Annotated in this window: 12 protein-coding genes; 7 read left to right on the top strand and 5 right to left on the bottom strand. The window is 64.7% G+C overall.

Features of this window, described 5'->3' with window-relative positions:
• Positions 1-47: 47 nt before the first annotated feature.
• From GVL61_RS22320 to GVL61_RS22305, 4 genes are all read left to right on the top strand, one after another.
• The gene (locus GVL61_RS22320) at positions 48-1,250 is read left to right on the top strand and encodes a CaiB/BaiF CoA-transferase family protein (RefSeq protein ID WP_159983107.1); all 1,203 of its coding nucleotides are present in this window, start codon (positions 48-50) and stop codon (positions 1,248-1,250) included.
• A 224-nt stretch (positions 1,251-1,474) separates the two neighbouring features.
• A complete protein-coding gene (locus GVL61_RS22315; RefSeq protein WP_159983105.1) occupies positions 1,475-2,395 on the top strand; it encodes a TIGR03619 family F420-dependent LLM class oxidoreductase in 921 nt (306 codons plus the stop codon).
• 102 nt (positions 2,396-2,497) lie between these two features.
• Positions 2,498-2,902, top strand: coding sequence for a Zn-ribbon domain-containing OB-fold protein (locus GVL61_RS22310; protein ID WP_159983103.1), 405 nt, complete (start codon positions 2,498-2,500; stop codon positions 2,900-2,902).
• Positions 2,902-4,068, top strand: a complete 1,167-nt coding sequence (locus tag GVL61_RS22305) for a thiolase family protein (protein ID WP_200844918.1) — start codon at positions 2,902-2,904, stop codon at positions 4,066-4,068. The genes GVL61_RS22310 and GVL61_RS22305 overlap by 1 nt, the downstream gene beginning before the upstream one ends.
• 61 nt (positions 4,069-4,129) lie before the next feature.
• Here GVL61_RS22305 and GVL61_RS22300 read toward each other — a convergent pair whose 3' ends face one another.
• Positions 4,130-5,284, bottom strand: a complete 1,155-nt coding sequence (locus GVL61_RS22300) for an acyltransferase (RefSeq protein WP_235037850.1) — start codon at positions 5,282-5,284, stop codon at positions 4,130-4,132.
• Between the two features lie 209 nt (positions 5,285-5,493).
• On the opposite strand from GVL61_RS22300, the gene GVL61_RS22295 reads away from it, so the two are divergent.
• Entirely contained in the window at positions 5,494-6,519 is a 1,026-nt protein-coding gene (locus GVL61_RS22295) for a substrate-binding domain-containing protein (protein ID WP_159983099.1), read from the top strand.
• On the opposite strand, the gene GVL61_RS22290 is transcribed toward GVL61_RS22295, so the two are convergent.
• Both GVL61_RS22290 and GVL61_RS22285 read right to left on the bottom strand, forming a co-directional pair.
• The gene (locus GVL61_RS22290) at positions 6,512-7,783 is read right to left on the bottom strand and encodes an MFS transporter (protein WP_159983097.1); all 1,272 of its coding nucleotides are present in this window, start codon (positions 7,781-7,783) and stop codon (positions 6,512-6,514) included. The two genes, GVL61_RS22295 and GVL61_RS22290, sit on opposite strands and share 8 nt — an antisense overlap.
• A gap of 109 nt (positions 7,784-7,892) precedes the next feature.
• Positions 7,893-8,378: a VOC family protein gene (locus GVL61_RS22285; protein ID WP_159983095.1), complete on the bottom strand. Its 486-nt coding sequence runs from the start codon at positions 8,376-8,378 to the stop codon at positions 7,893-7,895.
• A 280-nt stretch (positions 8,379-8,658) separates the two neighbouring features.
• On the opposite strand from GVL61_RS22285, the gene GVL61_RS22280 reads away from it, so the two are divergent.
• Positions 8,659-9,495 carry a diguanylate cyclase gene (locus tag GVL61_RS22280; RefSeq protein ID WP_235037849.1) on the top strand — a complete coding sequence of 279 codons (837 nt, stop codon included), beginning with the start codon at positions 8,659-8,661 and terminating at the stop codon, positions 9,493-9,495.
• Positions 9,496-9,498: 3 nt separating this feature from the next.
• On the opposite strand, the gene GVL61_RS22275 is transcribed toward GVL61_RS22280, so the two are convergent.
• Positions 9,499-10,281, bottom strand: a complete 783-nt coding sequence (locus GVL61_RS22275) for an SDR family NAD(P)-dependent oxidoreductase (protein WP_159983080.1) — start codon at positions 10,279-10,281, stop codon at positions 9,499-9,501.
• A gap of 156 nt (positions 10,282-10,437) precedes the next feature.
• Between GVL61_RS22275 and GVL61_RS22270 the strand changes: the two genes are divergently transcribed.
• The gene (locus GVL61_RS22270; RefSeq protein WP_159983078.1) at positions 10,438-11,679 is read left to right on the top strand and encodes a CaiB/BaiF CoA-transferase family protein; all 1,242 of its coding nucleotides are present in this window, start codon (positions 10,438-10,440) and stop codon (positions 11,677-11,679) included.
• Positions 11,680-11,886: 207 nt separating this feature from the next.
• On the opposite strand, the gene GVL61_RS22265 is transcribed toward GVL61_RS22270, so the two are convergent.
• Positions 11,887-12,766 (bottom strand): DMT family transporter (locus GVL61_RS22265; protein WP_159983076.1); only part of this gene is annotated, 880 nt, incomplete at its 5' end.

Here is a 12,766-nt window from a genome sequence, read left to right as displayed (position 1 = left end):
AAGCCAGCATCATTTCCTCCCCGCCCCAGGAAGGACAGCATACGCCCATGCGTGACCGTGGCGGCCCACTCAAAGGCATCCGCGTCGTCGAGTTGACCAAAGTCTGGGCCGGCCCCTACGCGGGCAAACTGCTCGCCCATCTCGGCGCCGAGGTCATCAAGATCGAGAGCATGAGCAACCTCGACGAAATGCGCGCCTATGGCGGCGTCGACATCAATTCCGCCCCGTATTTCGTGTCGATCAACCAGGAAATCCTCTCGGTACAGGTCAATATGAAGACGCCCGAGGGCCTCGATCTCGTCAAGCGCATGATCGCCAGCGCCGACATCCTGATCGACAATATCCGCCCCGGCGCGATGGAGCGCTCCGGCCTCGACTACGAGAGCCTTAAGGCCATCAAGCCGGACCTCATCCAGTGCGCGATCAAGATGTGGGGCAGCGACGGGCCGCTGGGCTACCAGACCGGATATGCCCCCTGCTTCGCCGCGCTGTCGGGGCTCACCGCAATGGTCGGGCATGAGGGCGAAACGCCCAAGGGCATGAACATTCGCTACGGCGATTCGACTGCCGGAGCCTGCGCCGCGCTGGCCTGCGTGGCCGCGCTTCACCACCGGGAAAGCAGCGGCGAAGGCCAGTTCATCGACCTCTCCGCGGTCGAAACGATGACCAGCCTCGTTGGCGACAGCCTCTTTGCCTGGAGCGTCACCGGCAAAGTTCCCGAGGCCGACGGCAACTACCATCCCGAGATGTGCCCACACGGCGCCTACCCGTGTGCCGGCGACGCCTGGACAAGTATCGCAGTGGCGAACGAGGCCGAATGGCAGGACCTTTGTGCAGTGCTGGAGGCGCCCGCGCTTGCGGCCGATCCGCGCTTTGCCGACCTGTCGGGGCGGCTTGCCAACCGCCTTGCGCTCGATGCCGAACTTGGCGCTTTCACGCAGCGGCATGACGCCGCCGTCCTCGCCGAAAAGCTAAGAAATTCAGGGGTTCCGGCCTTCAAGTCGATGAGTTCGCTGGACCTGTGTACCGACGCGTTCCTGTGGGAGCGCGAGGCCTATCGCATGGTCACCGACCACCGCAATGGCACCCGTCCGATCATCGGCCCATCATGGCGCATCAGCCCCGATCCGCCGTTGGTCGAACGCGGCGCGCCGCTGCTCGGAGAGCACAATGCCTACGTCTACGCTGAGCTGCTGGGCTTGCAGGAAGACGAAATTAACGATCTGATCGCGCGCAAAGTGATCGACTAGCATTCTGTTCATTCTGGGCAGGAGCGCTGGCCGATCGCATCCACCCTCTTCACCCCGATTTCGTTTCAGAGTCCATCCGTCAGCGTAATCCGTGCGGGCCGCTCGCCAATCGTCATCGCGGTTTGCAGCAACAAGGCACTGCGCCAGCGGCCTGACGGACGCTGAAACGAGGTCGGGGTGAAGGGAGTATCGACAAGCAACGAGACAAAAACGGGGAGGATGTCATGAAACTCGGCTTCGCAATGCCGCACATGCTGCAGCTCAAGGCGACGATGCAGCCCTGGGAAACCGCCGTCACCGGCGCCGACCAGACCCGCCTCGCAAAGTGGGCCGAAAAGCTGGGCTACGAGATGATCGCGGTGCCCGAACATCAGATCATCCCCAGGAGCCACATCGACCTGTCCGGCCCGTTCTACTTCAACGCCTATACCGCGATGGCCTATATCGCCGGGGCGACCGAGACGGTGCGCGTCAATTCCTGCATCGCGATCCTGCCCGCGCAAAACCCGATCGTGACCGCCAAAGCGCTATCGACGATGGACTGGCTTTCCAGCGGGCGCGTGACGATAACTTTCGCAGTGGGCTGGCTGGAAGAGGAATTCGCCCTGCTCGGCGTCCCCTTCCATGAACGCGGCGCCATGGCGGAGGAATATATCCAGGCGATCATCGCTCTGTGGACACAGGAAAATCCCGAGTTCGAAGGCAAGTACGTCTCCTTCCGCGATGTCGCCTTCGAGCCCAAGCCGGTACAGAAGCCGCACCTGCCGGTTTGGTTCGGCGGCGATGCGAACCCCGTGCTGAAACGCGTTGCCCGCTATGCGCAGGGATGGTGGCCCTTCCTTACCAAGCCCGACGACATCCCCGCGCGGATCGACTTCATCCGCTCGCAGGCCGATTACAACGGCCAGTTGGCGGACGTATATTACGGCATGTCCACTGCTCGCGTCGGCGAGGGGCACGCCGTAATCGACGATCCCACCGCGCGGCCGGGACAGACGAAGCAGGAGATCATCGACCGGCTCGGGTGGTTCAGCAGCCTTGGCGTCACCTGGAGTTCGGTGCCGATCCCCGACTTGCCCAGCATCCAGGCCTATTACGATTATACCCAGTGGGTCGCAGAGGAGATCATGCCAGCGATAAAGTGAGCCAGTGTGGCCCAGAGCGTCGCCGCGATGAGTAGCCGGACGATATTGACGGCGGGCACGCGACACCGGACTGATCTCCCCTGAGAACCGGGAGAGCGACACATGAACCCACCGCGGCCAAGGCCCAAGCTGGACCAGGAAAACACCGCCTTCTGGACCGGGGGTGCACAAGGGCACCTCAACATCGTGAAGTGCGGCGACTGCGGCCAGTATACCCACCCGCCGCGCCTCATCTGCCGTCACTGCCAGTCGGAAAACATTGCCCCCGATGCAGTCACGGGCACCGGTGTGATCGACACTTTCACGGTCAACCACCAGCCCTGGGCCAAGGGGCTGGAAGTGCCCTACGTCATCGCCCGCGTGGCGTTGGACAGTGTGCCCGGGGTCTATCTCACCACCAACATCGTCAATTGCCCGGTCGATGCCGTGGCGTTCGGCGACGCGGTAAAAGTCGTGTTCGAAGAACAGGACGGCGTATTCTACCCTCTGTTCGAGAAAGTCGCCTGATGGCCAGCAAGGAAGCCTACATCACCGGCGTCGGCCAGTCCGAAGTCGGCGTGCGCCTGCCGCGCCATCCGCTGCTGCTGACGGTCGACGCCGCCAAAGAGGCTATCGCCGAGGCAGGCCTCACCTTCGACCAGATCGATGGCGTGTTCTCATTCCCCGGCAAGAGCCACGGCTACCTCGCCTTCTCGCCGGTGGGCACAGACGAGATCATCGAGGCGCTGGGCATCAAATCCAAGTGGCAGATGGGCGGCCTTGAGCAACCTGCGCAGCTTTCCGCGATCGGCATGGCCGCGTGGGCGGTGAAGGAAGGCATTTGCCGCCATGTCCTGTGCTTCCGCACCGTCTACGAGGCTGGCGGCATGGCTGATCCAGCGCAGTATATGCCCGCCCGTTCCGAGACGGTTTCCGGCGCCTCCCAGTGGACCAGCCCGTTTTGGGCGACTTCGGCGGCATGCTGGACCGCGCAATATGCCGCGCGCCACGTCCACAAATACGGGCTGACCCGCGAGCAACTGGGCCAGATCGCCGTCAACGGGTCGAAGAACGCGATGCTCAACCCGCGTGCCCGGGCGATCACCAAGGAGGAGCTGACGCTCGACAAGTACATGGACGCGCGGATGATCTCCACGCCCCTGTGTCTCTACGATTGCGACCGCTTTTCCGATGCCTCCACCGTTGTCATCGTCTCGGCCGGCGACGCGCTGGACGAGATTAAGTGCGAACCGGTCCGCATTGCCGCAATGTCGGGCTCGGTCGACCGCTATTCGTGGGACCAGGTCGAACGGCCCGCCGCCTACGATGCCGGCCGCGACCTCTGGGCGCGCACCGACTATACCCCCGCCGATGTCGATACCGTGCAGTTCTACGACGGCTTCGCATTCCTGCCGATCACCTGGCTGGAAGGCCTGGGCTTCTGCGAGATCGGCGAAGGCGGTCAGTTCATCGAAGGCGGCACCCGGATCGCGCGTGACGGGCAGCTTCCCCTCAACACGGCGGGCGGGCAGCTCGGCGCCGGTCGCCTCCACGGCTTCGGCTTCGCGCACGAGGCGGTGACCCAGCTTCGTGGACGGGCTGGCGAGCGGCAGATCCCGGGCGATCCCCGGGTTGCGGTGGCGACATCGGGCGGCGGCCCGCTGGCAGCCGCGCTACTGCTTACGAAAGACTGAAGTTCGGCCGGCTCCGGCCTCGCGGGCTCTCCTCCCGCGGGGCCGGGGATTGGATAGCGGATCAGGCAGCCGTGGAGGGCAGCGCCGCCGGCTTGGCCTTGCGCCGCGGCTTGGCGCGCTTGAGGCCGATGAGCGGGCGCAGTGGGCCGATCTCGCGGCCCAGGAGGTAGAACAGCCACGATCCTCCGGCGACCGAAACGCACAATATCAGAAATTCCGGCAGCGCCGTCAGTCCCTTGTCGCGCAGCCAGTAGCCGACCAGCACCATGACTGTCTGGTGGGCTATGAACACCGGGAACACCGCCTCGGCCAGCGTACCGCGCCAGCGCGCGTCATGATTCCAGAAGCGGTCGGCGATGCCGAACAGAGCAATCACCGTGCCCCAGCACTGCACCGCTTTGGCAAAGTCCAGGGGTTCCATCCAGACGCGCGGCGTGCGGATGTTACCGGGAAAATAGCAGGCCTCCACCACCACGAAAGCATAGCCCGCCAATCCGACCAGCAGCGCCAGCTTCCATTGCCGCGCAATCGCCTGCCGCAGGCTTTCCGAACCGCGCAGGAGGAAGCCGAACAGGAACATGCCGCCATAGTGGAGATGCGCGACCGCATCGGTGAAGACATTGTGCGTATCGGTCCACTCCGCGCCGACCGAACGCACCGCGTAAATCGCCAGGCATCCGGCCGGTAGCAGCCAAGGTCCCGACAGCACCTTCAGCGCGCCGCGCCGCAGACCCGCGAGCCAGCGGTCCGGCAACAGCATCATCGCGAAGCACAGCGCAGCCGTATAGGCCAGCAGGTAGATCACGAACCACAAGTGCATGATCGCCGGCAGGTTCTCGTAGATCACCTTGCGGAAGCTGAAGGCGTCATGGAACAGGAAGTAACCGTACCCGTGGGTGTAGCCGGTATTGAGCAGCCCCATGTAGGGTTGCGGCGGCACGATCACGGTCAGCCCAAACAGCAGCGGCAGGCCCAGTCGCAACAAGCGGCTTTTCAGGAACGATCCGGTGTCCCTGTCCCGCGAAAGCAGCGCCGCGCTGGCGTAGCCGGAGATCGCGAACAGCAGCGCAAGGCGCCACGCACTGAGCGCCAACAGGGGGATTTCCGCCCACTGGACCACGCCGCGCGTCGGCGTCTGGTAGCCCCAGGGCGTAAACGAGAAGCCGACATGGTAGAAGATCAGCATCACGAAAGCGCCGACACGAAGCCAGTCCATTCCATAGTGGCGTTGGGTTGGCGCGGCTTGCATCTCTTTCCGTGACGATGGTCCGCCCGGCAGGATCGCTGGGGGCTCTTTCGCCGGCTCAATAGGCGGCTTGTCACTGCTTCGCAATCATGGGGTTGTAACAGAGCGTAACCTGCTTCCGCTCCATTTTGGCGCAGACTGGTGTTGGTGACGCGTCGCCCGCCGCCGAAGATCGACACATGACCATCACCACCGCGCGTGCCGGAGCCGACGGCATCGCCAGCGTTTCAGGCCTGCGCACAAGGGACTTAGCGCTCCTGCCGGATGATCCTGCGCCGGTCCACGCCCAGCCGCGCGCTAGGTCCGCCTCTGCAATCGAGCGGGCAGCCATCACCCCCGAAACCCAGATGCGCGCGGGACCACCCGCCCCGGTGCTGCGACGAAACCCCCTCCTCGCACTGATCCATAACGGCCTCGACCGCGATATTCTCGCCGAAGTTCACGCCGGGATGAGCGATGCTCTGGCGGACAGCGATCTGGCTCTGGTCCTGCAAGCCATCCCCGCCGATACGGCAGCGCCGCGCCTGCTTGCCTTCCTGAAACGCTATCGCCCGGCAGGGATCGTGCTGCTGCCCTCACTGGCCGAACGCGAGGATCTGGCGGCCGTGTGCGACGTGGCGCAAATAGCCTGCATCCGCATCGGCCCCGGCGCAGGCGATCTGGTGAAGGCACAGCACGGCCTATGCTGCGACGAGCGCGGCGCTGCCATCCAGATGACCGCCTGGCTTGTGGACCGAGGGCACAGCCGGATCGGCTTCGTCGCCGGGCCGGAAGGTCTGCTCAGCGCCCGGCAGCGCGAACTTGGCTATCTCGACGCCATGGCCGACAAGGGGCTCGACCGTGGGCCGGCACTGATCGTGGCGGGTGACAATTCCTTTGAGTCCGGGATCGACGCCGGACGACTCCTGCTCGAAATCAGCCCGCGCCCCAGTGCCATCCTCGCCTCGAACGACGAGATGGCATTGGGCGTCCTCCACGCTGCGGCGCAGATGGGCGTCACGGTCCCGACCGACCTCTCGGTTGCCGGCTTGGACGACACCGCGCTGGCAAGGCGGGTCCTGCCGCCGCTTACGACGATGCGCATTCCGTGGAGCACCATGGGACGCGAAGCCGCGCAGTCTATCGCAAAGGGTCCTCGTTCCGCTCCCTTCATGCATTTCGAAGCCGAACTGGTTGTGCGCGGCAGCGTCGCCCCGCCTACGTGAACACGGCCGCTCGCTTCTCGCTCCAGTCGGGATAGGCAGGCAGGCCAAGCAGCAGCCAGGCGCTGAATAACGTCAGGACAAAACCGGCCCACAGCCCCGGCGCGTAACTGTGCCAGACATCGAAGATGACGCCGCCCAGCACCGGCCCCAAACCCGAACCCGCCGCGATAAGGCTTGCCATCAGCCCGAAGATCGCACCAAACTGGCGCATTCCGGTGTAGGCGGCGGTGAGGTAACCGACCAGTTGCAGCTTCGTCCCGCTCGCATAGCCATTGATGACCAGCGCCGAGACGATCGCCCATACCGGCGCCTGAGGCAGGACCAGGATCAGGAACGTCAGCGCGGTTGCCCCGATGGTCAGACCACTTACCCAGCGCGCCGGATACCGATCGAGCAGCCAGCCGGTGACCAGTTTTCCGGCAATGCCCGCCAGTCCGGCGGGCAACGCATAAAAGGCCGCTGCCTGCGAACTGACGCCCGAGCCGGTGAGGATGCGGAACTGGTGGACCACCAGCCCGATGGTGACCATCATTACCAGAAAGGTCGAAATGGCGATGCGCCTGACCGCCACGTCGCGCATGGCCTGCGCCACAGTCAGGCCGGGCACGTCGAGCAGCGGCTTCGATGCCTTGCCCTCAGCGTCCGCCTCGCGCGCCTTGCGGCTGATCTCGTAACCATCGCGCAGCCACAGGTAGCAGGCCGCGACCGCCACGGCGCCCCAGCCCGTGCCCAGACAGACGAAAGCGGTTCGCCAGCCATGCAGACGGATGAGGTATTCGGCGAGCATCGGCACGAAAGCCTGCGCCAGCGCGCTTCCCGAAAGCACCAACCCCAACGCCAGCCCGCGTCCGGCAGTGAACGTGCTATTCGCAGAAGCGGTCCAGACGGTGGACTTGGTCATCAGCGCCGCTACCGCGTAAGCGGTCCAGATCGCGAACCACTGCCACACCGCGCCATCCAGCAGGCTGAGCCCCGCGATAACCATCGCCATCAGCACAAGGCCGGGGATCGCCATACGGCGCACGCCCCACTTGTCGATAAATATCCCGAACAGCGGCGAGAGCAGGAATATCAACACCGCTGTGATCGAAACGCCCGAGGAAGCGAGCGCGATGCTCCACCCGAACTCACGGCTGATCGGGCCGATGAACAGTCCCGTCCCTGCAGTGACGACGGAGGTGAACGAGAATCCGATTGCAGCGGCAAAGACCATTGGCCAGTGCTGCCGGAACTCCTGGCCGACGCTCAATCTGTCTTGGCTCACGGCCCCTGTCTCTCCCCTGCGCCGGATTTGCGGCGTCGTTGCAAGTGTGCATGCAGCGCCGGACGCAGGCAAATTCCGCCCCAGCGAAGGCGCACCGGCGATGCATCGGTCAAAAAGCGGGCGCCCTCTCGCGCAGTTCCTCCATTGTGAAGCCATTCGCCGGCGCGCATTGCTGCACCTCGATCACATTGCCTTCCGGATCGTAACCGTAGAGCGTTCGCACATGCCCGACATCGACAAACGCGCGGTCGTTAAATGTCATGCCGCAGGCTTCGAGGTGGAGGATGTCCTGAGCGATGTCGGTCACGTCGATGCAGAAGTGCGTGTACCCGCGGTCATTGGGGCGCAGCGGCCGCTCGAGATCGGACGGCGGCGCCGCATATTCGAACATTTCGAGGTAGCAACTGCCGGCACGCAACATGCAGCCCTTGGCGGCCGATCCGGGCAGGTCGACGATATGGTCCATCATCGGCTCGTCTGCCCAGGCGAAGCCCTCCTCGTCCACCGGCTCGAAGCCCAGCGCCTCGCAATAGAACTGCTTCATCCGCGCGAGATCGCGGCAGTTCATACCGATATGGTGGATGCCTCGGATCATCGCGCTCTCCCGTGTTTCCCGTTTTGGCAAGGTTATCGGCAGGCACGCACGTCATGGCAACGACCGATCCTTGACCACACAGGATCATCCGCCAGAAACAAATGCTATCACATCATTAGCAATCCTTTTACCTTGCACGCGTAAGTGACTGTGACTTCATCTGATTGGTGATGAGTGCAGCGAAGGGGCTATTGTGTACCTGCAGCCCGACCGGCATCGAAGGCGCATTCAACCACTTACTGACGGGCGTCTTGTCGCGCGGGCAGCGGCACTTGTCGGAATGAGCGCCTGGTCCTGCGATCTAGAAACCCAACGGCTGGAATGGACCGATGGCGTCTTCGACATCTTTGGTGTCCCCCGCGACGTCCATGTCGAACGAGGCGATACGGTCGCGCTCTACTGCGAGGAATCGCGCGACACGATGGAGCGCCTGCGCACCCAGGCCATCCGCGATCGTTCCAGCTTTTCGATGGACGCGGAAATCCGCCAGCCGGGCGGTGAACTGCGCTGGATCCGCCTGACCGCCGCCACGCACGTCGAAAACGGCCGCGCGGTCCTACTCTACGGCATGAAACAGGACATCACGCAGGAACGCCGCCAGTGGCAGCAACTGCGCCGCATGGCCGAGAGCGACGCACTGACCGGCCTTGCCAACCGCGCCCGTTTCCACGCCGAATTCCTGGACCTGCCCGTCGGGGCCGAAGCTCTGGCGCGGATCGGTGCCTTGGCGATCTTCGACCTCAACAACTTCAAGGAAATCAACGATCGCTGGGGCCATGCCGCCGGCGATGCCTGCATCGCGCGTTTCGGTCAGCGCCTTGCCTCCGCGTTTCCGCAGGCCCGCCTGATCGCCCGCATCGGCGGTGACGAATTCGCGATGCTGCTGCCCGAGACACTGCCCGCCTTCGCCGCCGAGACCGCCCTGCGCCGCCGGATGAGCACGCTGATCCGCAGCGTCGACTGGCATGGCGCCTCGATCCCGGTCGGCGTTAGCGTCGGCCTTGCCTTTATCGGCGGCGATGGTCGCCGCACGCCCGAAGAAACCTTCGCAGCCGCTGACCTTGCGCTTTACGCTGCAAAGAAAAGCGGCAGCAGCATCCTGCGCGTCGCGGCGTAACCGTCAGACCTGTTCCGGCTCCACCCAGGTCGTGCGGGTGACGCGCGGGCTGAGGTACTTCGTCGCCGTCCAGCCGCCATCCACGACGATCGACTGGCCATTGACCATCTCGCTTCCCGGCAGGCACAGAAATGCGATGACCGAGGCTACGTCCTCCGGCTGGGCAAGGCGCGGATAAGGCGTCGTCTCGACGTTGGCGCGCTTGAAGCCCTCATCCTCGAAGCGGTGGCGCACCATGTCGGTCATCGTTACGCCCGGCGCCACGCAGTTGGAGCGGATGCCGCGCGGGCCGTATTCGCAGGCCATGTGCTCGGTCATCGACTTCAGCCCGCCCTTCGCCGCCGAATAGGCGCCGCCGCGCCGTCCACCGATATGGGCGAAAGTGCTCGTCACGTTGACCACGCTGGCGCCTTCGCCAAGGTGGGGGATCACATCGCGGCAGAGGCGGAACGGGGCGACCAGCATGATGTCGAGGAAATCGTCGAGAGTCTCGTCATCGGTTTCGTCCAGCGGCTTGGGGCTGCCCACGCCTGCGTTGTTGACCAGTGCATCGATGCGACCGAAGCGCGCCAGTGCCTGCTCCACGATCGACTTCGGTGCCGCCGGGTCGGTCAGGTCGGCACTGATCGCCAGGACGTGATCGGGGTTGCCGATCGCGGCTTCCAGCGTTGCCAGCTTGTCCTTCGAACGGCCTACGCCGACAACGGCAAAGCCTTGCCCGTGCAGGATCTTCGCGGTTTCGAGGCCGATGCCGCTGCCTGCGCCCGTGATGATCGCTACCTTCACCTTGTCCGTCCTCCGCCAGAAATTACCGTCTATTGCCCCGTGTTAGCCGCCGCGTTCCCCAGCGTCGAACCGCCCCGGCGGTATTGACCTGCCCCGCCTTTGCCCCCGCCGCCGTGCTGGTTAGGCAGGGACTTCACCAGAACAGCGGCAGACATCATGGCCACCAGCAAAGCAGCTCTTTCAGGCATCCGCGTCATCGACATGAGCCGCGTTTTCGCGGCTCCCGTGGGCGCCCAGATCCTCGGCGACCTTGGCGCCGACGTCATCAAGATCGAGCGCCCCGGCGTAGGCGACGACGGGCGCGGTTACGGTTTCTCGTGGGTGCCCGGCAAGGACGGGATCGAGACGCGCCATTCCAGCTTCTTCACCGTATCCAACCGCAACAAGCGCTCGGTCACGCTCAACCATTCCAAGCCCGAAGGGCAGGCTATCCTGCGCGAACTGGTCAAGAGCGCCGACGTCCTGATCGAGAACTACAAAGTGGGCGATCTCAAGCGCTTCGGCCTTGATTATGAGACGCTGCGCGAGATCAACCCCCGCCTCATCTACTGCTCGGTCACCGGGTTCGGTCAGACCGGGCCGATGGCGGCGCTGCCCGGCTATGACGGGCTGTTCCAGGCGACCGGGGGCATGATGGCCGTCACCGGCATTCCCGAAGGCCAGCCCGGCGGCGGCCCGCTCAAGACCGGACCCAGCCTCGTCGACTTCGTGACCGGCCACAATACCGCGCTCGCCATCATGGGGGCGCTGATGTACCGAAACCGCACCGGCGAGGGACAGTACATCGATATCGCTCTGCTCGACAGTTCGGTGGCGATGGTCAGCCACATCATGCAGGACTATCTCATCAGCGGCAACGCTCCGCCGCGCCTGGGCAATGGCGGCAACGGCGGCGGCCCGGCCGATCTGATTTACTGCGCCGATGGCATCATCTACCTCACCGCCGGCACCGACGAACACTGGCGCCGCCTGACCGTGCTGATGGAGCAGCCCGAACTGAACGAAGACCCGCGCTTCGACAGCAACCTGAAGCGCGGCAAGACCAACCGCGCCGAACTGATGGACATCATCAACACCTGGAGCCGTCGTTTCCCCACGCTTGAAGTTCAGGCGATGCTGGACGGGGCGGGTATCCCGGCAGCGCGCTACAACGAACTGGCGGATGTCTGGGAAGACCCGCAGGTCCAGCACCGCGGCCTTCGGGCCACCACGCCCCATGCCTATGCCGAGAGCGGCACGGTGGACCTGATCGCCAGCCCGCTCGCGCAGATGTCACAGAGCCCCGCCACGATCCGTATGGCCCCGCCGATGCTGGGCGAGCATACCGCCGAGATCCTTGGCGAACTGGGCTACGACGAAGCGCGGATCGATGCGCTTCGGGAGGCGAAGATAATTTGAAGGTTGCAGGGCTGCGGTGAGCAGCGGGTCGGGGAGAAGGGGTTTAGTTGATGAAAGTCATGCGCGTGGGCGCACTCATTGAGTAAATGGGTGTGCGTGTTTCCTACGATGTGAAAGAACCTGCGCGAACGTAGCAGCCCGCAGGCTTGTAGGAAAATGGCGACAGGCAGTTGCCGGCGCCCCCCGCATCAAGCGCGAGACCATGCTCTAACCCGTAAGCCGCTCGCCCGGCGGCCTTCTGTGCCCGGCGATGCACGACATCACGCTGAGCGCCAGCAGCACGAAGGCGCCCGCTTCCAGTACAGTGGGTAGCCGCTGCTCCCATGCAAAGCCGTAGACCAAAGCGAAAAGGGTCTCGAACAGGATCATCTGCCCTACCATGGTCAGCGGCAGCAGCCGGCTCATCCGGTTCCACAGCGCGTTGCCGCCCATCGAGGCCAGCACTGCCGAGCCGAGAGACACACCGGCAAAAGTCGCCCACTCGCGCGCGCCGTTCGCCGCCGTCGGCACCAGAAGCAGGGCCGGGAGCAACAGCAGGTTCTGCGCGCCGGTGACCACCCCGGTCAGCAGGTTCCAGTCATGGACCGACACTTCGCCCAGACGGCCCAGGCAGCGGCTGTTGCCCACCGCATAGCTGGTCCAGGAAACCAGCGCGCCGATGGCGCAGGCAAGGCCGGTAAGCTGCGCCGTTACCGATCCCGAGGCGGGCGCCGCCACCGCCTGCCAGCCGATGCACAGCGCGCCGGCAATACACAGTGCCAGCGACGGCGCCAGCCGGCCCAGCGGCACCGCGCCATGATCCCGGCTGCCGATGATCGTCACCGCCACGGGCAGAAAACCGATCACCAGCGAGGTCATGGCGATGCCGCCGATCTGCACCGCGCTCGCCAGCAGGAGGTAGTAGACCGTATTACCCGCAAGCGAGAGCCACGCCAGCGACAGCCATTCGCGCCGCCCGATCTTCGGTACAAGCCTGCGCCAACGCGGCGCCAGCAAGGCCGCCGCGATCAACCCGTAGGACAGATAGCGCCCGACCGTCAGTTGCAAGGGACTGAAGGTGTGTGCCAGCTCCGGCGCCAGGAACACC

Source organism: Novosphingobium sp. 18050 (assembly GCF_902706195.1).
Lineage (GTDB): Bacteria > Pseudomonadota > Alphaproteobacteria > Sphingomonadales > Sphingomonadaceae > Novosphingobium.
This window is presented reverse-complemented; position numbering and strand designations above follow the sequence as displayed.